Consider the following 21,563-nt stretch of genomic DNA (forward strand, 5'->3'; position numbering starts at 1 on the left):
ATGCGAGCGCCCGAACTGCCCAGGTTCACTCCGCATTCTGATTAGCGCCTCAGTGCGCGCCATTTGCGCGCCACACTACCGAGCGAATCGGAACGTGTAAGTGAAAGCGACCCAACCAGCGGCCGCCGAAACGAGAGGAAGCAAAGATGAGCACACGAGTCCCGATCAGCATCGAAGGAAACCTCGTCGCCGACCCCGACTACGGCGAGTCCCAGAACGGCACCAAGTTCGCCAAGTTCACCGTCGCCGTCACCGACCGCAAGCTTGAAGACGGCAAATGGGTCGACGGCGACACGCAGTACCACCGCACCACCGTCTTCGGCCGCACCGCCGAGAACGTCCGCGCCAGCCTGGCCAAAGGCGACACCGTCATCGTCAACGGCAACCTCGAGTTCCGTCACTGGACGGACCAGGCCACCGGTGAACCCCGGGCCGCCACCGAGGTCGTCGCAGACAGCGTTGGCCCCTCGCTCCGGTACACCACCGCGGAGGTCACGCGCCGCGCCCCAAAAGTTGATGGCTCGGAGGTCCACTCGGCGGGACCGATGAATCTCCCGAGCCATTCTGGAACGTCGGCCTCCGTAGCGTGAGGGTACAAGCGGTGTTGGGGACTGGTCGGCTGCCAGTCTCCAACACTGCGGTCAGGCAGTTCGGCCCCGGCAGACGCACTCTTCTATGAAGCGTGTTGTTTCGCATTGGGGTGGTCTGATCGACGGGGCCCGGGATGTCCCAGCAGTGAGACCAGACGGAACGCCAATCGTCCGTCCGTTCCGCGCTTTCACAGACCCGCGATTGTCCCTTCGATGGTGACCGGTGGTGGTGCCGGCTGGTTCGTGTAAACCTGCGGTGGAGACCAAGTCACGATCACGTTCCGGACGCCTCCGCGGTTCGGTCCAATGGTGACGGCATCTATACGAACGGCGCTGCTGGAAGACATCAAATACTCAGTGATCTGCAGGGCGACCATCGGTCGGACAGCCGCTTCGACGAGACCGGCCGTGCGGAGCGGGCCGAGCAAATCAGTGACCGGTGGCCCGCCGTATCTGGGACCGGTACTTGTCCCGAAGAGGCTGTCACTCAGAGACGCAGCAACGAGATCGTCAGGACTGTACTGGCGGTGACCGTCGTTTAGACTCGCCCTCATCCATGTCCCAAACTGCTGGGACTGGTTAGAGGCCGACACCTCGATCTCATAGTTGGAAGCCATCGTCGTTGTCTGCTCCACATGGACATCGGACACGCGCCCAGCGATTAACCGGTCCGGAGCGACCACCGAGACTGTTGACCCGCGATCGCCATACTGGTCGAGTCGAGCACGGACCGCGCGGTCGCGGACAGTTGCGATAATCCGTATCCCACGGTTGGTGAACTGGAGACGGGACGCTCGGATGGCGACCTCTCCGATCTTCACCCACGGGGCGACGTCCTCCGCGGCGAGGTCCACCAGTCGTTGCTGGACTGCGACCTGGAGATCTTCGGCGATAACCCAGCCGCCGGTCGTGAGCTTGTTCTGCAGACTTTGGACGAACCGACGCTGCCGTCCTTCGAAGGATGCGGACGTCTGCGTCTGCACGAACGCCGCGACACGGAGGCCGCGGTGTTCCGCTTCCCTGAACTCCGCCTCGGTAGCCGAGTCGCCATCCGCCAGCTCGACACCGTAGACGGGGCCGAAGAGTCCAACGTAGATAGAGGACTGCCGGACACCGTCAAGATAGGCCCGGTCGGCGCTGACGTCCTGGCCGCCGAGGTCATATTCGAACATCACCGGCCGAGTTCCAACGTCGAGGATCGCACGGCGGGTGAAAGCCCGCTCCTCCCGCATCGCGTCGATGAGGGACGACACGAACACAGTCTGTTTCGCTCCCCAATCGCTAAGTTCCGCATCTGTCAGGCGAACGGAAGTTGAGGGAGTGTCCACAAGGAGTTCGGGCATGTCTGATTCCACCACACCGCGGCACGACATCGCGGGCCAACGGCATCGCGAGGGGCCAACGCGGGCCATGGCCGAGCGTAGAGCACAAGCTGGGCCATCAAGCCAATGCCGTGTCAGACGTCGGTGGCACTCTGTTGAAAAGTAGCTAGCGAAGGGAAGAGCATTGCCCCAGCCAGATCGATACGTCAGCGCCAAAGTCGAATGCTCCGCCGGACACCTACACGACATCTGCGTAGAAATAGGCCGACAGGTACCTCCCGAGCTCCGGTGCGCACCTACCGCTCCCGCGGGATACTCCGCCGGAAACGGCGGTGGTTGCACGATCCCCGGTCACGATCGACTGGTTGAAATTGCCGATCGGGAACTCCGCGACAACTTCCAAGAGAGCAAGCGACGCGGATACGTTCTTATACGGCCTGCTTGACTGTGATAGCTGCGCGGCGAAAGGTACGGACCTTCGACGTCGGCAGACTTGCGAGTTCCTGTCTAGAGCTTCCGGCAGACGCTCAAGTGCGGCCCATCGTTCTCCCGGACCGCGTTAATGCCGCGGGGGCGGAAGCGTTCGTCCGATCAGTCGAGCGAGCGACGGGCCTCATTCGTGTCGTAGATCTGCGCGCAGCTTCACTCAGGTTCTTCTGGAATCCCGGGGGCAGGGAGGACACTATGCCCATGCAAGCTCAACCTCCACTTCCCAGGCAATGGAGAGCATCTGACAGCGAAGCGGTCGAATTGTGCCGTGAGTGGATGATTTATCTCGGCGCTGGCGACGTGGTCGTGGCGCAGGGAGAGGTGCGCCGAGTCTGCGATTTGTATAGCAGTCATTTTCTAGCTTGGGTCGACAACCGCCGTCAGAACCTCGAGGTTGCAGTCGTTCAGAATGCCGCGAACGTTGCTGCCGTGGATGGCCGAGGCCCCTTGGTTTTCGTGCCCGGAGGCATCTATCCCGAAGCGCAGGACATAGCGGACACCCTAGGCGTGGCACTTTTGCGTTTTGATTCGCTCGGAGGGGATCTCGACGGAGCAAGTGCCGTCGGTCGTCAGTTACGCGCCAGAGGCTTGGCCACGATCGCGACGTGAAGTCAGCTGATACTCGGCGCGGACTCGGGCACCGGATGTGCCGGCCCGGTAAGACCTGTCAGGTTTTGGGCCGCGCGAGCTAGCTCGATTTGAGCAGCGGCACGCGACTTCTCGATGGTCTCTTCCACCGGATGCCGTTGCATTGCCTCCACCAGTTGAGCGCGAGCGGTCGCCTCGGACGGAGCCACAACGACGGCCTTGTTATTGTCCTTGCCTCGTGTTAACCCGACGTACAGTCCAGCTGCGTCAACGCCAGGACCGACAAGTGACACATCTGTCGTCTCGCCTTGGACGCCGTATACGGTCGTCGCGTACGCCAAATGAAGATGCGATTCGGCATACTCGAGCGAGACCTTTCGGAGATCCAGCGAATCGTTAGCCGACGCGAGCATTAGATGCTCAGAAGTGATCTTCCGCACTAACCAGTTTTGGCGGTTCTGAACATCCGTTGTGCTGTCGTTTCGGCGGGTTTGCACGACGTCACCAACGAATATCGGCTGCCCACCCTGACCTGATACAGCCTGCCGAGTGTCAACGGACCCTTTTGCGATCCTCCGCGCCTGGATGCTCTCACTGAGCGTTTGCGCCTCAGCGTGCGTCGCCGTGACAAGTGCTACGGACTTGCCATCACGCCTGGCGTCGAACCAGGCGCGTGCCATCGCATCGCGCGCCTCGCCATCATTGTTCGTAAGGATGACGTGACCGGTGCGGAGCAGCTCATCGGCGACATCGCCTGCGTCTTCGCTTCCAGGACTGCGGAGCCTAAGGCTGATGTCTGACCACGAGGGATCCTTGAACCGGTGGATCGTCAAAAGCTCGACCTGGCGACTAGAGCGACGCCAGAAGAGCGCCATCGCGCCGGAATGTCCGACCGGGAGCGCTTGGTGTGGATCTCCAACGACCGCCACCGATGCGCCAGTTCGGTTAGCGACGTCAAGAAGCGCGTTTGCTGCTTCGAGATCGAGCATTCCCGCTTCGTCCACAACGATGCGATCGCCCGGTCGAATGCCGATTCGCGGGCCAGCGTACTCGACTCCGGTCACCGGGTCGCCATCACCGATTCTTAGACAGGACCATTCGACTGCACCCGCAGGGCTGCTGTTCCATCGCCACCCGTAATCGTGCAGGAGTTGGTGAAGCGACGACGACGCGCTCTCGGTTTCGCGACCCGCCACTGCGGAGGCCTTCTTCGTCGGCGCCACGATGATCATGTTGCGGCCTCGGCGGCGTAGGGCCGCGCCGGCGACCTTAAGCATGGTCGTCTTTCCCGTGCCAGCCGCTCCGGCGATGGCGACAATTCTGTCCGTTCCCGCGATGGATGAGGCCCCCTTCATCTGGTCCTCATCCAAAGTTCGATCCGGTTCGATCGCCTTAGCAATCGCCATTATTTCGGGTGCCGAAAGCACTTCGCCGGGGACGGCGAGCGACTCTGTCCGCTGCGCGACAGTGGCCTTCAGCGTGGCCGTCGAGGTCGCCATGCGTCGCTTGATGTGCGGCGGAATGTCCGGGTCCGAAAGGAGAGTAACCGTGTGAGTCCTGATGGCGAGCGAGCACACTTCGTCGATTGCTTCCGCGAGCTGAGTCCGGTCTTCCATCACGCCAGACAAAGAGATCGCTCGAATCGCCCCCGCCCGGACGTCCATGTCGCTGAATCGACCACCGGTGCCGGTTGACCGACTATCTGCGTCCACGATCGCCTTCGCCGCGAGGAGCTCGACGTCGAGGTCCTCGACGGCCAGCGTTCGTGCTCCGATAGCGGTGCGGGGTTGCGCTGCCTCCGGATCAGCATGGAGGATCTCCGCTGTCACAATGGATGACCACTCATCTTCGTTCAGCTGTCCGGGCTTGTTCGGCCGGCCTGCCGACCACGCCCACTGATCGATCTGGGTCAGGACGGTCGACGAAGGTTCCTCCCCGGGGTGTTGCTCCCGCCAGTGACGGAGATGATTCGCCTTATTCGCTTCGATCTGTGCGGACCGCTTCGACAGCCGCCGTACCAAGTGCTGCAGCTGCGCGATCTCACCATCCGAATTCAGAGTGAAGCCCTTCGCGGCCAGTGCCGCGACCCAAGCCGGGTCTGTCCGCGACGCCAGATCGCCCTCCGCATTCACGACGTTTTGGAACCGCAGGGCGACCCGGGTGTCCACGTTCGACCACTTCCCGTCGACGCCCTGGACCTTGACGTTCAGCCAGAGGTGGCGGTGCTTGTGGGGGTCCAGCGAACGCGACCGTTCATGCCGCAGCTCGACGACCTCGATGCGGGCGAGGTCCTCTCGGATGGCTCCCTGCTTGCCGCGGCGGGCGTTGAGCTCGGTCTGCCACAGCTTGATGATCCGGTCCCGCAACCTGTCCTGCAGATCCTCGTACGCTGCCGCCAATTCCGGGTCCAGCATTGCCGCGATCGAGAACGACTTCGGTGCGTTGATCGTCGCATCCAGAATCAGATCCGCAACCGGAGACTCCAGATCCCGGCCCCGTCGCTCACCGGTGAACGGGTCGATGCCGTCCACCCAATCCTTCAACTGTGAGCGAGTGAGCAGGTCGTCGCGGATGGCGCCGTTCTCGACGATGTACCGGGTCATCACCGCGTCCGCGTACCCGGCCGCAGCCAGCGCGCCGTCGGCGGTCTTAGCCGTCAGGGTCGCGTCGCAAACTCCGCCGAAGGCGTAGTGGACGGCCTGCTTGACCCCTTGGGCTGCCTGCCCGCGCTTCCAGCGCGCCACTCCACCTCTCACACTTACACGTTCCGGTTGCGCGCTCATTTTGGCGCGCACATCTCGAAGAGTGCCTACGTGCATTCGCCTTGTCGCTTTCATTTATCCGCTTCTGCTTCCTCCTTCGTCGCTTCTCTCTATTTGCTCTCCTTTCCTTCCTCTGATCGTTGTCTCCTTCTCTATCTCACGTTCCCTTCTTTGTTCTTCGCTCGGGTATCTCAGCTGCCGTTCGTCAAAAAGACCCCGACCCACTTGGGTCGGGGTCTTGGGCGTCACCGGATCGCTACTCGTGATGTTAGATGATCTCCGCGATGGAGCGGGCCGTTTTCAGTACACGCGCTGCGGTGTCTCGAATGACCGTGACGTCCTCATCCGCCCATCCGGTGATGTAGCCGATGCTGTAGGCGCTAGTGTCGAAGCCGTTCAGGCCAGCGACGATAAACGCGACAGATTCTGCTTCGACTTCCATCCGGCCCCGGTGGATCCGGTACTGGTCGAGGTCGTCGATGTGGCGCAACTCGATATGCGCAGTCTCGTGAATGAGGGTCTTCGCAGCCTGCTCGGGGGCGAGGTCCTTTGCCAGGGTCACTTTGTGCGCCCCCGGGTCGGTGTACCCGCTTGCACTACCGAGAGGTGCGCAGTGGATTCTCCACCCACGCGCCTCGAGATCCGCAGTCAAAGGGGCGATGACGCCATGGTCGTCATTGCCGGTCAACCGTCGGGTCGGATCCTCGGGGAGCGCCTCGGCCCCTTCGATCGGGTCCGTCTGGGCGATGTCGAAGACCGAGAGCGTCGGGAAGTAGCGAATAATGCGCTCGCCGCCTTCGGTGGCTTCATCGTCCTCGTCGTCACGGTCGGTCTTCTTCTCCCGAAAGCCGAAAATCTTGATCGCGTTCTCGCCTCGCCTCACCTGTCGTCCCCTCGCCTGCCACTGCCGAAACCCGGCGACCATCGTCGCTTTCGGGTTCTGAGCGAGGATCAGCAGAAGGTTGTTCAGGCTGTAGTTGTGGAAGGAGCGGGCGAACTCCAGGAAGACCCGCCACTGGCCGCTGTCGGCGAGCCGCTGCACTTGCTCCACGATCGACGCGTGCAGTGCCTCCGCCTCAGCCTGACGTTCCGCTGCGCTCCGGGTGATGACCTTCCCGCTCATGATCCCTACCTCCCTGATCGTTCTTCTTGCCGTTCCGGCACAGAGATCGAGAGCGGGCGGAGGCAACGCAGTGCCCGGAGGGAGCGGCTGCTAAGCGCAGGGAGCGAAGCGAGTGAAGTCTGCAAATAGCGCGTGAAGGGAACGGAGTTGGTTCCGCTCGCTATGATCAGCCGCCGGATCGGAAAGTGGGCCGGCAAAAAGTGCGCACGAGCTCGCCGAATAGCCGACGACTATCGCCACACCGTGGCGAACGTTATCGATTCCGGTACGTGGCGTTGATTGTGGCTCGCGAGGACCACGTGTGTGGACGGCCACTTGTTGGCCGGCGATATGTCTGGTTATGGATGCGATTCTCGGTTCAGCCTTCCCGAAGATGGCCCGCCCACAGGACGGACCATCTCCGATTGAGGTGCGGCTAGTGCAGAGACGAGTCGCGCGGCCCGACCTGCCATTTCGTGAATTCGGCTATGAAGCCTGCGCGTTCAGGCGCGCAGAGGTAGGGTCCGGCCACGACCACGGCGTCTTCGTGAGGCGACCACGGCGCGAGTCTAATGAGTTCGAATTCCTCGCGGTCGGCCTTGGCGCGGATAGAGAGTGCCCCGGAAGCCCAACTCGCCCGAATCGTGACCTTCTTGTTCTGCCACCCGGGAACCGGCGCCGTGGACCAGTCGGAGAACTCGTCCGTGACGACGGTCGATAGACGGAGGACACCGTCGGCGTATTCCGTTCCGGCCTTCACCCAGTGGTCTTCGTCCACTCGCACGATCACACCGGCCTGATCAAACTGCTGCGACATGTCTGCCACGAACTCCACTTCTACAGCCGTGTCGATATCGAACGGTCGGAGCAGGCCGTGCTCGGAGTCCCGCTCGAACCCGTACGACGTCTTCTGCCACGCGTCGCTGCCCTGCACCGCCTCGACGCGAAGGCTGCCAGCGGGCGTCTCCGCCACGGAGACCGGAGCGTTTCGCCAATTGCCCTGATTCCAAGGGATGTCACGCACGAGCGTGGCGGGAGCGTTGGTTTCTGTCATCAGTTCGTCCTTCGTGGCTCAGAGGTTTTGGGCGGCCGCGGCCACCACCGGCTCGATCCGCTGCAGCGTCTCGTCCACGTCGAACGAGGTGTGCGCAGCGGACACATACCAGATCCCGCGGTATGCGACCCATACGCCGCTTTCGATCAGACGCCGGGCGAATGCACTGTACCGTGACGCGTCGAGCGCCAGGATCTGGTCGTAACTCGTGACGACGTCGTTCTCCTCGTCGAACCGAAGGTGGAACGCCATCGGAAGGCCCTGGATCTTCAGCGGCAGCCCGTGCTGGGACGCGAGTTCGCCGAGCCCCCGCATGAGCTCCGATCCCACCTGCTCGATCCGGCTGTAGGCAGACCTGTCCTCGAGCTCGTCGAGCGACGCGAGCACGGCCGTCGTAGCGACAACGTTCCCATTGAACGTCCCGGCGTGCGTCAAGCGACCGGTCGCGACCTCGGTGAAGAGGTCCCGCTTGCCGACGAGCGCGGCACACGGCCATCCCGCGGCCATCGCCTTTCCGTACACGGCGAGGTCAGGGAACACCCCGAACCGCTCCGCGGCGCCGCCGAGTCCGACGCGGAAGCCGGAGATCGTCTCGTCGAAGATCAGGACGATCCCGTGCTTCGCAGTCAGCTCACGCACGGTCTCGAGGTAGCCGGGACGTGGCTCGATCGCGCCCGCGTTGAGCATCATCGGCTCCATGATGACCCCGGCGATCTCGTCGCCGCGCTCCTGGATGAGCTTCTGGAATGCGGCGGGGTCGTTCCAGGAGATGGTGATCGTCGGGTCGAGCGCGTCGGGCACCTGTCCAAGGCTGCCGGGCCCGGCCACGCCGTCCACCGACTGGATCTGGATGTTGTCGAACCAGCCGTGATAATGACCGTGGAACCTCACGATGTACCGCCGGCCCGTCGCCTGGCGCGCGATCCGCATGGCGGCCTGCACCATCTCGCTGGAGGAGCTCCCGAATCGCATCGTCTCGGCCCAACTCAGGATCGAGAGGACCCGCTCGGCTGCTTCGATCTCGCGTCGGTGGGTGGCCGCGTAGATGATGCCATCCTTCTGAGCCGCGGCAAGCTTCTCCACGACGCGAGGCGGCGCGTAACCGAGGAAGTTGGGGCCCTGGCCGAGGAGGTAGTCGATGTACTCCGTGCCGTCGACATCCCAAAGACGCGCGCCCTCTGCACGATCGACGATGAGATGAGGATTGAGCAGGCGCGTGTTGCTGGAGACGCCGCCTGCGAGCGCGCGCAGGGCGCGAGCCTGCAGTTCCTCCTGGATCGTGGTTGTTTCGGTCATCGGTCTGCCTTTCTCAGTTGCGTGTGACGTTTGTCGACAGCCCGTAGAACGTTCGAGCGTTCTCGGACAGGATTTTGGCTTGCTCGGTGAGGGAGAGTGCGGCGATGGTCGCTTCGGTCGAGGCGAGGACAACGTCGTAGGGCGCCGCAAGTTCGCACACCGGCCAGTCGGAGCCGAACATCAGCCGGGTCGGTCCGAATGCCTCGAGGGCGACGTCGACGGCGGACTGGAGGTCGCCGACGGTCCAGCGGTCCCAGTGCGCCTCGGTGACCAGTCCGGAGACCTTCGCCATGACGTTGGGTCGGTCAGCGATGGCTGTCATTCCGTCGGCCCAGCCCTGTTTCACTCCCTCCCGCAGACTGGGTTTGGCGAGGTGATCGACGACCATCGGCAGTTCGGGGATCCGGTCGGCCACCGTGATCGCAGCCGCGAGCTCGCGTCGCGTGACCTCGAGGTCGAATGTCAGGCCGGCGTCGCTGACGATCCGGAGCCCGCGGATGACGTCGTCGCGGCGCAGCCAGTCGGGGTCCGTCTCGTCGGCGGCCCCGTGCCGGACCCCCACCAGGTGGTCGCCGCCAGGGGCAGACCGCAGGGTTGCGAGCTGCTCACCGACGGCGGGGGCGGTCAGGTCGACCCACCCGACGACACCGGCGATCTCCGGGTGGGCCGAGGCCGCCCGGAGAAGCTCGAGCGACTCCTCGATGTCGCCACGCGCCTGTACGGCGACGGTGGCTTCCACCTCGTTGCTCCGGAGGAGCGGGGCCAGCTCGGCCATGTCGTGGACGCCGTGCAGGGCGGCGAAATCGCCGACCATCCACGGATAGTCCCCCTCGCTCGAGTCCCAGAGGTGATGGTGAGAGTCAATGACGGTCCGCCGGTTCATTCCGCCGCCGGTTCCGGCGCGTTGTCGGCGAGGAAGCCGAGGCTCTTCAGATCGGTCCACAGCGCCTTCGGGATCTCGAGGTCGAAGAACTCGACGTTCTCGCGAACCTCCTGGGCCGAGCGGGCTCCCGTCAGGACGGCCGCTACGACGGGGTGCGCCGCGGGAAGTTGGAGCGCCGCCGCTTTGAGCGGGACGCCGTGCGCGGCGCAGATCGCCGCGAGCTCGAGCGCACGGTCGACGAGCGCCCGGGGAGCGCGGTCGTAGTTGTAGTGCGCGGCGGGGGACGGGTCGGCGAGGAGGCCGCTGTTGAAGACCCCGCCGGCGATGACGGCGATCCCTCGCTCGGCGCAGAGCGGGAAGAAGGTGTCCAGAGCCGTCTGCTCCAGGAGGGTGTATCGCCCGGCGAGGAGCAGGGCGTCCGGGTCGGACTCGCGGGCGATCCGCTCGAGGGCCGCCGTCTGGTTCATCCCGGCGCCGATCGCCCGCACCACGCCCTGATCGCGGAGCTCGATGAGGGTCGGGAACGCGGTGTCGAGCGCCTCGTCGAGGTAGTCGTCGGGATCGTGCACGTGAACGATGTCGAGCCTGTCCACTCCGAGCCGGTCCATCGTCTCCTCGAACGCCCGCAGGATGCCGTCGCGGCTGTAGTCGTAAACGGTCGCGACATCGGGTGCGCCCGCGTCGTAGGGTCGCCCCTCGGGGTCGAAGTCGTCAGGGTTCGGCGGAGCATCGGCGCGCAGCAGCCGGCCGACCTTGCTCGAGAGGGTGAACGAGTCCCGGTCGTGTCCCGCCAGGCCGCGCCCCAGCCGAGCCTCGCCATTGCCGCGACCGTACTGCGGGGCTGTGTCGTAGAACCGGATGCCGGCATCCCACGCGGCGGCGACAGCACCGGCGGCCTGTTCGTCGGTCACCTCGGTGTACATCCCGGCGATGGCGGTGGCGCCGAAGCCCAGGGCGGTCACCTCCACGTCGGTGCGGCCGAGTGTGCGGATCTGGTCGTGCTTCATTCGTTGCGTCCTCGTTACGTCGTTCACTGCAGTGCTGTTCCGTCCGGGAGAAGGGCGCTCACGGAGGAGACGCCGTCGTAGAGATGTGCGGATACTTCGGTGGTCTGCTCTTCGCCCGGCAGCAGGATGCGGGCGCGGCCTGCTGCCACGGCCTCGTCGAGCGGGCTCGGGTAGCCGGTCCACGGTTCGATCAGCGCCTGGTAGTAGCCACGCCAGCCGCCATAGACGAGGCAGAACCACACGACCGGGAAGAGCTCGCGGTCGAAGCGCAGTCCGAACCCGCGCCGGTCGGGCACGTCCGTGGCGGCGACCCAGCCGTCCGTGAGCCCGGTCAGGTAGTGCAGGGCGAACGAGTGGCGGTCGGAGAACTCGGCGTTCCTCAGGTCGAAACCGTCGACGAACGGCCAGTGGTACTGCTGTCCCGGCCGGCCGAGGAACCCGTCGTCGCTCTCGTCGACGAGGCCGTGCGTTGCGGGGATGTCGAACCGCATCCCGGGCCGGATCGACAGGCTCGGGTGGATCCCCCAGTTGTAGTCGAACGGCAGGAACCCGATGTTGCGGAGCCGGTAAGCCATCGTGAACGTCGTCCCTTCATCTCTCAGCGTGATAGTCCGCGTGAGCTCGGCCGGGGTCACCGGAGTAGTCACGACGGTCGTCACCGAGCAGAACCCGTCGCCGCGCTGGATGGTGTAGCTGGCGTTCGCTGTCCAGACCTCGCCCATGTACGGGAGGCGGTCGCCGTAGCGGTTCGGCGCTGCGCGACCTCCTGGGAAGGCGTCATCCCATCCGCCCGCCCAGTGGTCGTCGAAGTCCGAGTGGATTGCCGCGATGTGAGGCAGGACGCGCGCTGACTTCCAGAGGAGGTCGAGGTCGCGTGCCTTGTCGATGACTCGGTAGATGTTGCCGCCGCGCTCGGGAAGGACGTCCAGTGAGATGTGCTGGTTCTCGAGTCGGATACTGCGGAGGCCGTTATACGTCCATCGGTCGTCGACGGTGGCTGCCCTAGTCATCGTGGCGACTCCTTTCGTTCAGAGGGTCTGGGGTGACGGCTTCTCGGCGCCAGCCGGAGCGTCGCTGCCGGTTTCGACTGCTTCGGCGACACGCTCGATGATCAGACCGTCGTCGGCGCGCAGCGAGGCGGCCACGCGCCGTGCGACAGCGGGTCGGATGACGATGACCGCCAGCACGATGAGCGTCCAGATCCCGGCGATGTAGACGTTCGCCTGGCCTGCGCCGGTGGTGGGCCACGGGACGAGGTTGCGGAACATCGTGTAAGCGATCAGCGCGACTCCCAGCACCGGGAGGACGTAGTCGAGTGGAGCGGCCTTGAGCCCGTGCAGCTTGGGGCTGCGGATCACGAGGAAATACCAGGCGCCGACAGAGAACAACGCGTAGGCCACCAGCAGGACGAGCGTGCCGATTGTGCCAGATGCCGCAAACAGGTCGAACGCCTTCGTGGTGAAGAACAGGCGGGTGCCGATGATTACGACCACGGCGATGGCGCAGACCACATAGGTGGCGGATGTCGGTGCTCCCGATCGCTTCGAGAGGTGGCTGAGCCCACGATCGCCGACCAGGCCGCGGTTCATAGCGAACAGGAGTCGTGCGGCGGCGACGGCGGTCGCGAGGCAGCAGCCGACCGCGGAGACGGCGGTTCCGAGGGTGACGACTCCGCCGACCCAGGGACCGATGTACTGCTGACCGAGGTCGCCGAAGAGCGAGGCCGAGCCCGAGAAGGCCGTAACCCCCGCCTTGTCAGTGCCGAATCCAAGCATCTGGACCGCCGTGCCGATGATGTAGAACAGGCCACCGAAGAGCGGGACGGCGAAGACGGCGCGGGGGATGGCCTTCTTCGGATTCTCGGCCTCCTCACCGAGCGCCGCCGAAGCTTCGAAGCCGGCGAACGAGAGGAAGCCGAAGACGACTCCGAGGAAGAGGTCGGACGGCGCGACGCCCTGAGGGACTGTGAACATGTCGAGGGTGAACTTCTGGCCCGTCGGTCCTCCGACCGTCGCGACGCGGACGACGATGACCGCCATGATGATGACGATGAGCGCGAGAGTTACGATCTCGATCCAGAGAAGCACCTTGGCCGACTGCTTGATCGGTGAGAGGCCGAGGGCCAGGGCGATGATCACGGTCACGATCGCAAGCAGCCACGGGACGATGTCGGGGGTCTTGTTGTAGAGGCCCAGCACGCGCAAGAGATCGGCGCCGAAGATTCCGGCCGTCATCGCTGTCGTGACGATGAACGAGAGATATGCCCCAAGCAGGGTCCAGCCGGCAACCACCCCAGCACGCGGGCCGATCGTCGCGCCAGTGAGGCCGAAGACGGAACCGGCGTGGCTGAGCCTGCTGCAGACGCGAGCGAAGCCGTATGCAACCAGCAGCACGCCGGCGGTGGCCAGGACGAACGTCAGCGGGACCGCGCGGCCGACGGTCGCGCCGGCGCCCTGTGGGTTCAGGTTGATGGCGAGGCTGGCGCCCATCGCAGCGATCGACAGTGATACCGCCGCCCAGGTCTTCAGGCTTCTTCGCAGCGCCGGCTTGGAGCCGGCGCCGGTCGGGGGATTGCTTGAGTCCGTGGTCATTGTCATGCCCTTCTCATGCTTGTGGGAGGCAACACCGCCTCACGCTGGGCACGAATTTATGGAGATTTCACCGAAGAGACAATGACGAACAAGGCCCGCGATTATTCGGACTAACCGAATATTCGTTATTCGCCTCCGATGAAGAAGTTCTGCTGCGGATCCGATTCCTTCACGCTCTTCGCCGCGAAGTCGTTGGCTACATCGACGAGGTCGGCGACGAGGGCGGTGTGCTCTGGCCACCAGGCGAGGACCACCCGGCAGGGCGAGACATCGACGATGGGCCGGAACACGACGCCGGGCCGCGAGTACCAGCGGGCCGTGCTCTCCGACGACACGCTGATGCCGACACCGCGACCGACGAGATGCAGTTCGCCGTCCCGGGTACTGGCCTCGCCGACGACGGTCGCCGGCTTGGACCGGTACTCGGAAAGCAGCCAGTAGTCGCGCCAGGGGCCCGGTGCCTCCGGGGCGGCGATGATCGGCTCGTCCAGCAGGTCGCGGACGTGCAGTTCGGCTCGCGCTGCCAGGGGGTGGCCCTCCGGGAGGCAGGCGATCCGCTGCTCGGACCACAGATCCAGGGTGGTCAGCCCGGTCAGGCCGATCGGGGGCCGCACGATCGCGGCATGCACCTTGGAGTCCCGGAGGCCGGCGGACGGATCGGTGAAGTCGAACTCGAGGGTCGTCAAGTGGCGGTGCGGGTGCCGCTGGGCGAACGATCGCAGCAGCCAGGGCACGACCTCCAGCCCGGCGCCGATCGTGTAGCCGAGCTGGAGCGCCCCGCGCGTGGGATCGGACGCCCGTCGCACGGCTTTGACGGCAGCGTCGAGGTCCGCGACGGCCTGACCGGCCAGGTGGGCGAACAGGCGTCCCGCATCGGTCACGTCGACGGAGCGGGTGGTGCGCGACAGTAGCTTCGCTCCGAGCTGGGTCTCAAGCTCCCGGATGGTCTCGCTCACCCACGGGTTTGACACGCGGAGCCGTTCCGCCGCGCCGGAGAAGCTCCGCAGCTCGGCGACTGTCAGAAAGGTCTGGATCTGCCTGAGAGTGATGTTCGGCTGCGGCATGCTCACTGACTCCTTTGCCAACAATTCGCGTATTGCGAATAGTAACCCGGGTGATCCGTTATTGTCCTGCGCTCGTCCGCCTCATACGTTTGGCCCGACCGTTCCGGGACGATCCGGATCGTGGACGAACCGAACCCGCAAACTATCGGAGTGGCTCATGCAGACAGTCTCCCGGCTTCACGCGCAGGCGAACATCTCGATCCTGTACCCGGAGCTTCCCTTTCTTGAGCGCGCGCAGGCCGCCGCCGATGACGGTTTCCGTGCGGTCGAGAGCTGGTGGCCTTTTGACGCTGCCGTTCCGCCGGATGCCCAGGTGGAGGCCTTCGTGGACAGCATTGAGGAAGCGGGAGTGTCGCTGCGCGCGCTGAACTTCTTCGCCGGAGACATGAAGGCGGGCGAGCGCGGCATCCTGTCGGTGCCGGCGCGACTCAACGAGTTCCTCGACGGCGTGGGCGTGGCCACCGACATCGGCCGCCGGCTCGGCGTCGAGAAGTTCAACGCCTTGTACGGGAACCGGCAGGAGGGTCTCACTGCGCGAGACCAGGACGAGACGGCATCGATCGCCCTGCACCGGGCGGCGGTGACGGTGTCGTCGATCGACGCGGCCGTTCTCGTGGAGCCGGTCAGCGGCGTCGACGCTTACCCGCTCAAGACAGCGGCGCAGGCGCGGTCGGTGATCGACTCTGTCGGGCTGCCAAATGTCGAGCTCCTGGCCGACCTCTACCACCTGTTCGTCAACGGCGATGACGTGCCGACCGCCCTCCGTGACCACATCAGCGTCATCGGACACGTGCAGATTGCGGACGCACCCGGACGGCATGAACCCGGAACCGGGTCGATCCGCATCGCCGACCTGCTCTCGCTCCTGGTCTCGCTCGGCTACGCCGGCGGCGTCGGGCTGGAGTACCTGCCCGCGGGCGCGACTTCCGCTGGGATCGCCTACCTGGCGGACAACACAGAACTGGCGGGGATCCTCGCTCTCCCCGTGCGCGAAACGGAAATGGACAATCGATGACCGATCACACCAACCCCTTATCCGCGGAGGCGACCACGATCGCCTTCATCGGGCTCGGCGTCATGGGGCGCCCGATGGCGGCCAACCTGAGGAAGGCCGGCTATCGCGTCCGCGGGTACAACCGCACCTCCTCCCGCGCGGATGAGCTGGTCGCCCTGGGCGGATACCGCGCGTCCGACGTTGCGGACGCCGTCGACGGCGCAGACGTCGTAATCACGATGCTGCCGGACTCGCCCGATGTCAGCGAGGTGCTACTCGCCGACGGCGGCGTGCTCGACCTCGTGACGCCGGGGACCGTCGTCGTCGACATGAGTACCATCGAGCCGAGCGTGTCGCGACTGGTCGCAGAGCGTGCTGCGGAGCGGGGCTGCGCCGCGCTCGACGCTCCCGTCAGCGGCGGCGAGCAGGGCGCGATCGACGCGGCCCTCTCGATCATGATCGGCGGCGATGAGGCGACAGTAGCTCGGGTCGCGCCGATCTTCCAGTCGATCGGAAAGACCCTCGTCCACGTGGGTCCGTCCGGTTCTGGTCAAACCGTGAAGGCGGCCAACCAGCTCATTGTCGCCGGCAACATCGAACTCGTCGCGGAGGCCCTCGTCTTCCTCGAAGCCCAGGAGGTCGACACGACGGCCGCGCTCGCCGTGCTCAGCGGCGGCCTCGCCGGGAGCACCGTCCTGGCACGCAAGGGCACGTCGATGATCGAGCGCCGATTCGAACCGGGCTTCCGGATCGCCCTGCACGACAAGGATCTCGGCATCTACCTCGGCGCGGCGCGCAGCGCCCGCACCGCGACACCGCTCGGCGCAGTCCTCGGACAGCTGATGGCCACGGCGAACGCCGAAGGTGACGGCGGTCTCGACCACTCAGCCCTGTTCCGGCTCGTCGAAAGGATGTCTGGCCGTGCCGATCGGTGATCTCGTCGTCGTCGCGCCGGACAAGTTCCGCGGGAGCGTGACGGCGCGGGAGGCAGCGGCGTGCCTCGGCCGTGGGATCCGCCGCACCGCGCCTTTCGCCACCGTCGTCGAGCGCCCCATCGCGGACGGCGGAGAGGGAACCGTCGACGCCCTGTGCGCAGCCGGATTCGCGCGCGTCGAACTGCAAACGACCGTCGGTTCGCGCCGCGACGGTCGGCGTCCGGCTGTTGCCACGCGCGGCCGCGTCGCGGTGATCGAGCTGGCCGAGCTCTGCGGTCTGGAACTCACTCCTGCCGAGGAACGGGACGCGCTTCGCGCAACCTCGCGACCCGTCGGGGAAGCCGTCCGTGAGGTCCTCGATCTCGGGTTCCGCAACATCGTGCTGGCCGTCGGCGGGAGCGCCAGCACCGATGGTGGCGCCGGAATGATGCGCGCACTCGGTCTACGCATAACCGACGAGCAAGGTCAGGAGCTGCCGGAGGGCACCGAGTACCTTCGCGACGCTCGTGCCGTCGATACGTCGGCGCTGGATGCGCGGATCGCAGAAACCCAAGTGCTTCTCGCCGCGGACGTCACCAACCCGCTGCTCGGCCGCGACGGCGCAGCTGAGGTCTTCGCCCCGCAGAAGGGCGCCGACCCGGCGGGCGTCGGAGTCCTCGAGGCCGGGCTGCGCGCGTGGGCGGCGGCAGTCGGCGGCAGCCAGGCCGAGGCACCGGGAGCGGGGGCAGCCGGCGGCGTCGGGTTCGCCGCGTTGTCGCTGCTCGGCGCGCAGCGACGCTCCGGGTTCCAGCTCATCAGCGAGTTCGTCGGCCTTCCCGAGCTGCTTCCGCAGGCGAAGCTTGTCGTCACCGGCGAAGGGAAGCTGGACCGTCAGACTCTCTCGGGCAAGGCTCCCGCCGGTGTTGCCTGCACAGCAGCCAAACATGGAGTACCCGTCGTCATCGCGACCGGATTCTCCGAACTCGACTCTCGCGCAGGGCACGCCGCAGGGTTCAGCACTATCTACTCGCTGGCCGACCGCGAACCGGACCCGGACGTATCGATCCGTAATGCGCCGGCCCTTCTCGAACGCGTGGGCGATGACATCGCACGCGACTATCTGCCCGGTCTAGTGGCATCGCAGCCGACGTCTCAACTCACCGGGCTCACGACTCAACTGATGGCCTCGCTCGGGGTCGAAAGGACGGAACTCAGATGACGACAACGGAACGAACCTCCGTCGAGGTACGCGCGGCGGATCCGGAGGAGATCGCCGTCAACACGGTGAGGACCCTGACGATCGACGCCATCGCGCGAGCTCACTCCGGCCATCCTGGGGCAGCGATGGCACTGGCGCCCGTGGGCTTCACCCTGTGGAACCGGGCGCTCCGATACGACGTCGATTCGCCGACGTGGGCGAACCGCGACAGGTTCGTGCTCTCGGCTGGCCACGCGTCGATGCTGCTCTATTCGCTCCTCCATTTGTCCCGGGTCAAGGATGCGGACGGATCCCGGCTAGCGATCGAGCTGGATGACATCAGGAGTTTCCGGCAACTGGGAAGCAGGTGCGCAGGTCACCCGGAGCGCGAGATCGACGGCGCCATCGAGGTGACCACCGGCCCCCTGGGTACAGGAATCGCCACGAGCGTCGGTATGGCGATCGCCGGCAAGTGGAAGGCGGAGCGATTCAACCGTCCGGGCTATCGACTCTTCGACTACGACGTCTACGCGATAGCGGGAGACGGCGACCTCATGGAGGGAATCGGTCAGGAGGCCGCCGGCTTGGCCGGGCATCTCGAGCTGGACAACCTCTGCTGGATCTACGACAGCAACCAGGTGACCATCGAAGGCGATACCGAGCTGGCATTCACCGAGGATGTCGCCGCGCGGTTCCGGGCATACGGATGGGTCGTCGAGTTCGTGGCGGATGCCAACGACCGCGAATCCCTCGCGCGAGCTCTCGAGCGGTTCAAGACAAACGCGCGTCCGACCCTCATTGTCGTGCACAGCGTCATCGGGTATGGCGCGCCAACCAAGCAGGGGACCGCCGCGGCGCACAGCGAGCCGCTGGGCGAAGCAGAAGCACGTGCCGCAAAGCGCCACTACGGATGGCCGGAGGACGCCGAGTTCCTCGTGCCTGCGGAAGCATACGAGGCCTTCGCTGAGGGCATCGGCGATCGCGGTCACCGACTGCGCCACGCCTGGGACAACCTGCGCGAGAGCTACCGCCAGGCTTTCCCCGTCCTCTCCGCCGAACTCGACCGGCTGGAGGCGCAGAACCTGCCTGTGGACTGGGATCACGAACTTCCGTCGTTCACGGTCGAGCACGGGCCTCTTGCTGGCCGTGCGGCGAACGCTGAAGTCCTCAACGCAGTGGCGCGCGCGGTGCCGTGGCTCATCGGCGGCGCGTCCGACTTGGCGCCGTCGACTAAGACGCTCCTCACGGGGGACGCCGGTCACTTCAGCGCGACCGACCGAGGTGGTCGGAATCTGCACTTCGGTGTCCGCGAGTCAGCGGCGGCTGCGATCGCCAACGGCCTGGCTCTGTGTGGGCTGCGGCCGTTTCAAGCGGGATTCCTCGTGTTCTCCGACTTCCAGCGCGGACCGATCCGACTGGGCGCGCTCATGGAGCTCCCGGTGGTGCACATCCTCACCCACGACTCGATCGGGATGGGCGAGGATGGCCCGACCCATCAGCCGGTCGAGCAGCTCGCGTCGCTTCGCGCGATGCCGAACCTCATCGACATCCGTCCAGCGGACGCGAACGAGGTCGTCGAAGCGTGGCGCGTCATTCTGGCCGTCGATCGCTCACCGGTCGCCCTCGTCCTGGCGAAGCAGGATCTTCCGGTCATCGACCGGTCACGATTCGGAGCGGCCTCCGGACTGGCGCGGGGCGCGTACATCCTCGCCGACCCCTCGGATGGCGTCCTACCCGACGTCATTATCATCGCCACAGGGTCGGAGGTGAGCCGTGCGCTCGACGCGTGGGAGCAGCTTTCGGCGGAGGGTGTAAGAGCCCGCGTTGTCTCGATGCCGTCGTGGGCGCTGTTCGAACGACAGCCGGAGGAGTATCGCGCGGAAGTGCTCCCGCCGGAGATCACCGCACGCGTCGTCGTGGAACAGGCCGCCGCTTTCGGGTGGGAGCGCTACGCGGGGACGAATGGTGCCATCATCGCGATGCGGTCGTTCGGCCGCTCCGCCCCGGCCGCGGACGTGCAACGGTTCTTCGGGTTCACGACGGAAAACATCGTTGCTGAAGCGAAGGGGCAGCTATCATGACTCTGGATGTCCTCGCAACTACCGAGTGGTCGGCACTCGACGCCGCCCGACAGCAGCTCCGGGAGGCGGCCGGGTACCTCGGGTTCGACCCGGGAACCACCGACATGCTCGAGAATGCACGACGCGAGCTCATCGTCAGCGTCCCGCTGCGACGCGACGACGACACCCTCGAGGTGTTCACCGGCTACCGGGTCCAGCACAATCTCTCTCGCGGTCCGGCGAAGGGCGGTCTCAGATACCACCCCTCGGTGACGCTGGACGAAGTGCGTGCCCTCGCCATGTGGATGACCTGGAAGTGCGCTTTGCTGGATGTACCGTACGGAGGCGGCAAGGGCGGGATCGCAATCGACCCGCGTGCGTACAGCACCCGGGAACTGGAGCGTCTCACCCGCCGCTACACGAGCGAGATCAGCCCGCTGATCGGGCCGGAGCAGGACATTCCCGCTCCCGACATCGGAACCGATGAACGGACGATGGCGTGGATGATGGATACCTACTCCGTGAACAAGGGGCACACCATCCCCGGCGTCGTCACCGGCAAGCCGCTGAGCCTCGGCGGCTCCCTCGGGCGCCCGGGGGCGACCTCGCGCGGGGTGGTGCACATCGCCCTCGAGGCGCTCAAGCGGTTCGCCGTCGAACCCGCAGGCGCGACGGCGGCCGTGCAGGGATACGGAAAGGTCGGGGCCGGGGTGGTGAACTACCTCGCGGAGGCCGACGTCAAGGTCGTCGCCGTCTCCGATCAGTACGGCGCCGTCCACAACGACCGCGGGATCGACCCCGTTTCGCTCGCGGCCCACGTCGGCCGTACCGGTTCCGTGGTCGGCGCACCGGAGACGACCCCGCTCAGCGGGGAGGAACTGCTGCTGCTCGACGTCGACCTTCTCGTGCCCGCGGCTGTGGAGGGCGTGCTGACCGGTGCGAATGCGCCAGGCGTCAATGCGAGGATCGTCGTGGAGGGCGCCAACGGGCCCACCACTCCGGAGGCCGATCGGATCCTGGAGTCCAAGGGCGTGCTCGTTGTGCCGGACATCCTCGCGAACGCCGGCGGTGTGTTGGTCTCGTACTTCGAATGGGCCCAGGCGTTCCAAGGCTACCCGTGGGGCGAGTCACTGGTGCAGCGCCGACTTCGGGATCGAATGGTGCAGACCTGGGACCTCGTGGCTGGGTCCGCGGCGGCGAACGGACGCGACCTTCGACGTGCCGCCACCGCGATCGCCGTCGAGCGTGTTGCTGAGGCGCACCGGGCAAGAGGGCTCTACCCGTGACTCCCACGGCGCGGTGGTTCCACCTGGTAGGCGCCGGCACCCTGATCCTGGTCTGCGGTTTCGTCCTGTGGGCGGCAGAGCCGCCGGTGCTGCGGTTCGCGGCTGCCGCGGTCGGTGCGATAGCCGTCGCTTGGATGCTGGCCGTATTCGTGGCAGGAGCACGATCGGGCTGAGGCGATCGGTGCAATCGCACGAAGCGCCCCAGCGCGTTCATCGCTAAGTTGCTGCTTGAAGCAGCGTGTTGAAGGTCGCGAGCATCGCCTGTGGTTCTGCCGTCTCATCCTCTGCTGAGACTCGCTTCCTCATCCGGCGCCTCCTGCAGTTCGTCGCTGCGCTCTTCCTGCTGGTGACCGCCATCTTCCT

18 protein-coding genes are annotated in these 21,563 nt (G+C 65.7%); 8 read left to right on the forward strand and 10 right to left on the reverse strand.

The window, feature by feature from the left end; all coding sequences use genetic code 11:
- Positions 1 to 146 precede the first annotated feature (146 nt).
- Positions 147 to 590 carry a single-stranded DNA-binding protein gene (locus ABH923_RS16015; RefSeq protein WP_370056380.1) on the forward strand — a complete coding sequence of 148 codons (444 nt, stop codon included), beginning with the start codon at positions 147 to 149 and terminating at the stop codon, positions 588 to 590.
- A gap of 188 nt (positions 591 to 778) precedes the next feature.
- Here the strand turns inward: ABH923_RS16015 and ABH923_RS16020 are convergent, their stop codons facing one another.
- Positions 779 to 1,843, reverse strand: a complete 1,065-nt coding sequence (locus ABH923_RS16020; protein ID WP_370056381.1) for a DUF4062 domain-containing protein — start codon at positions 1,841 to 1,843, stop codon at positions 779 to 781.
- 759 nt (positions 1,844 to 2,602) lie between these two features.
- On the opposite strand from ABH923_RS16020, the gene ABH923_RS16025 reads away from it, so the two are divergent.
- Positions 2,603 to 3,010 carry a hypothetical protein gene (locus ABH923_RS16025; protein WP_370056382.1) on the forward strand — a complete coding sequence of 136 codons (408 nt, stop codon included), beginning with the start codon at positions 2,603 to 2,605 and terminating at the stop codon, positions 3,008 to 3,010.
- 2 nt (positions 3,011 to 3,012) lie between these two features.
- On the opposite strand, the gene ABH923_RS16030 is transcribed toward ABH923_RS16025, so the two are convergent.
- The 9 genes from ABH923_RS16030 to ABH923_RS16070 form a co-directional block, all read right to left on the reverse strand.
- Entirely contained in the window at positions 3,013 to 5,733 is a 2,721-nt protein-coding gene (locus tag ABH923_RS16030) for an AAA family ATPase (RefSeq protein WP_370056383.1), read from the reverse strand.
- Between the two features lie 286 nt (positions 5,734 to 6,019).
- Positions 6,020 to 6,874 carry an ArdC family protein gene (locus tag ABH923_RS16035; RefSeq protein WP_370056384.1) on the reverse strand — a complete coding sequence of 285 codons (855 nt, stop codon included), beginning with the start codon at positions 6,872 to 6,874 and terminating at the stop codon, positions 6,020 to 6,022.
- A 415-nt stretch (positions 6,875 to 7,289) separates the two neighbouring features.
- On the reverse strand, positions 7,290 to 7,907 hold the full coding sequence (locus ABH923_RS16040; protein WP_370056385.1) for a DUF1349 domain-containing protein: 618 nt from the start codon (positions 7,905 to 7,907) through the stop codon (positions 7,290 to 7,292).
- An 18-nt stretch (positions 7,908 to 7,925) separates the two neighbouring features.
- Positions 7,926 to 9,203: an aspartate aminotransferase family protein gene (locus tag ABH923_RS16045; protein WP_370056386.1), complete on the reverse strand. Its 1,278-nt coding sequence runs from the start codon at positions 9,201 to 9,203 to the stop codon at positions 7,926 to 7,928.
- Between the two features lie 13 nt (positions 9,204 to 9,216).
- A complete protein-coding gene (locus ABH923_RS16050) occupies positions 9,217 to 10,086 on the reverse strand; it encodes an amidohydrolase (RefSeq protein ID WP_370056387.1) in 870 nt (289 codons plus the stop codon).
- On the reverse strand, positions 10,083 to 11,093 hold the full coding sequence (locus ABH923_RS16055) for an aldo/keto reductase (RefSeq protein WP_370056388.1): 1,011 nt from the start codon (positions 11,091 to 11,093) through the stop codon (positions 10,083 to 10,085). The genes ABH923_RS16050 and ABH923_RS16055 overlap by 4 nt, the downstream gene beginning before the upstream one ends.
- A 23-nt stretch (positions 11,094 to 11,116) precedes the next feature.
- Complete coding sequence (locus ABH923_RS16060) at positions 11,117 to 12,103, reverse strand: hypothetical protein (RefSeq protein WP_370056389.1); 987 nt, start codon at positions 12,101 to 12,103, stop codon at positions 11,117 to 11,119.
- Between the two features lie 18 nt (positions 12,104 to 12,121).
- Complete coding sequence (locus ABH923_RS16065; protein ID WP_370056390.1) at positions 12,122 to 13,684, reverse strand: APC family permease; 1,563 nt, start codon at positions 13,682 to 13,684, stop codon at positions 12,122 to 12,124.
- A gap of 125 nt (positions 13,685 to 13,809) precedes the next feature.
- Positions 13,810 to 14,733: a LysR family transcriptional regulator gene (locus tag ABH923_RS16070; protein WP_370057380.1), complete on the reverse strand. Its 924-nt coding sequence runs from the start codon at positions 14,731 to 14,733 to the stop codon at positions 13,810 to 13,812.
- Here ABH923_RS16070 and ABH923_RS16075 point away from each other — a divergent pair.
- The 6 genes from ABH923_RS16075 to ABH923_RS16100 are packed head-to-tail and all read left to right on the forward strand — an operon-like array spanning position 14,627 to position 21,373.
- Positions 14,627 to 15,763 carry a hydroxypyruvate isomerase family protein gene (locus ABH923_RS16075; protein ID WP_370056391.1) on the forward strand — a complete coding sequence of 379 codons (1,137 nt, stop codon included), beginning with the start codon at positions 14,627 to 14,629 and terminating at the stop codon, positions 15,761 to 15,763. The genes ABH923_RS16070 and ABH923_RS16075 overlap by 107 nt on opposite strands.
- Positions 15,760 to 16,677 (forward strand): 2-hydroxy-3-oxopropionate reductase, encoded by a 918-nt coding sequence (locus ABH923_RS16080; protein ID WP_370056392.1) that lies wholly within the window; start codon positions 15,760 to 15,762, stop codon positions 16,675 to 16,677. Before ABH923_RS16075 ends, ABH923_RS16080 begins: the two co-directional genes overlap by 4 nt.
- Positions 16,664 to 17,875, forward strand: coding sequence for a glycerate kinase (locus ABH923_RS16085; RefSeq protein WP_370056393.1), 1,212 nt, complete (start codon positions 16,664 to 16,666; stop codon positions 17,873 to 17,875). Before ABH923_RS16080 ends, ABH923_RS16085 begins: the two co-directional genes overlap by 14 nt.
- Positions 17,872 to 19,935, forward strand: a complete 2,064-nt coding sequence (gene tkt, locus ABH923_RS16090) for a transketolase (protein WP_370056394.1) — start codon at positions 17,872 to 17,874, stop codon at positions 19,933 to 19,935. The genes ABH923_RS16085 and tkt overlap by 4 nt, the downstream gene beginning before the upstream one ends.
- Complete coding sequence (locus ABH923_RS16095) at positions 19,932 to 21,200, forward strand: Glu/Leu/Phe/Val dehydrogenase (RefSeq protein WP_370056395.1); 1,269 nt, start codon at positions 19,932 to 19,934, stop codon at positions 21,198 to 21,200. Before tkt ends, ABH923_RS16095 begins: the two co-directional genes overlap by 4 nt.
- On the forward strand, positions 21,197 to 21,373 hold the full coding sequence (locus ABH923_RS16100; RefSeq protein WP_370056396.1) for a hypothetical protein: 177 nt from the start codon (positions 21,197 to 21,199) through the stop codon (positions 21,371 to 21,373). The genes ABH923_RS16095 and ABH923_RS16100 overlap by 4 nt, the downstream gene beginning before the upstream one ends.
- Positions 21,374 to 21,563 lie beyond the last annotated feature (190 nt).

It is taken from the genome of Leifsonia sp. EB41 (assembly GCF_041262565.1).
Lineage (GTDB): Bacteria > Actinomycetota > Actinomycetes > Actinomycetales > Microbacteriaceae > Leifsonia.

What these genes read in the sequence shown, in the direction of transcription:
- ABH923_RS16025 (WP_370056382.1), top strand. Translation starts at nt 2,603, where the DNA reads ATGCAAGCTCAACCTCCACTTCCCAGGCAATGGAGAGCATCTGACAGC.
- ABH923_RS16060 (WP_370056389.1), bottom strand. Translation starts at nt 12,103, where the DNA reads ATGACTAGGGCAGCCACCGTCGACGACCGATGGACGTATAACGGCCTC.
- ABH923_RS16065 (WP_370056390.1), bottom strand. Translation starts at nt 13,684, where the DNA reads ATGACCACGGACTCAAGCAATCCCCCGACCGGCGCCGGCTCCAAGCCG.
- ABH923_RS16040 (WP_370056385.1), bottom strand. Translation starts at nt 7,907, where the DNA reads ATGACAGAAACCAACGCTCCCGCCACGCTCGTGCGTGACATCCCTTGG.
- ABH923_RS16015 (WP_370056380.1), top strand. Translation starts at nt 147, where the DNA reads ATGAGCACACGAGTCCCGATCAGCATCGAAGGAAACCTCGTCGCCGAC.
- ABH923_RS16075 (WP_370056391.1), top strand. Translation starts at nt 14,627, where the DNA reads ATGGTCTCGCTCACCCACGGGTTTGACACGCGGAGCCGTTCCGCCGCG.
- tkt (WP_370056394.1), top strand. Translation starts at nt 17,872, where the DNA reads ATGACGACAACGGAACGAACCTCCGTCGAGGTACGCGCGGCGGATCCG.
- ABH923_RS16080 (WP_370056392.1), top strand. Translation starts at nt 15,760, where the DNA reads ATGACCGATCACACCAACCCCTTATCCGCGGAGGCGACCACGATCGCC.
- ABH923_RS16035 (WP_370056384.1), bottom strand. Translation starts at nt 6,874, where the DNA reads ATGAGCGGGAAGGTCATCACCCGGAGCGCAGCGGAACGTCAGGCTGAG.
- ABH923_RS16095 (WP_370056395.1), top strand. Translation starts at nt 19,932, where the DNA reads ATGACTCTGGATGTCCTCGCAACTACCGAGTGGTCGGCACTCGACGCC.
- ABH923_RS16045 (WP_370056386.1), bottom strand. Translation starts at nt 9,203, where the DNA reads ATGACCGAAACAACCACGATCCAGGAGGAACTGCAGGCTCGCGCCCTG.
- ABH923_RS16055 (WP_370056388.1), bottom strand. Translation starts at nt 11,093, where the DNA reads ATGAAGCACGACCAGATCCGCACACTCGGCCGCACCGACGTGGAGGTG.
- ABH923_RS16050 (WP_370056387.1), bottom strand. Translation starts at nt 10,086, where the DNA reads ATGAACCGGCGGACCGTCATTGACTCTCACCATCACCTCTGGGACTCG.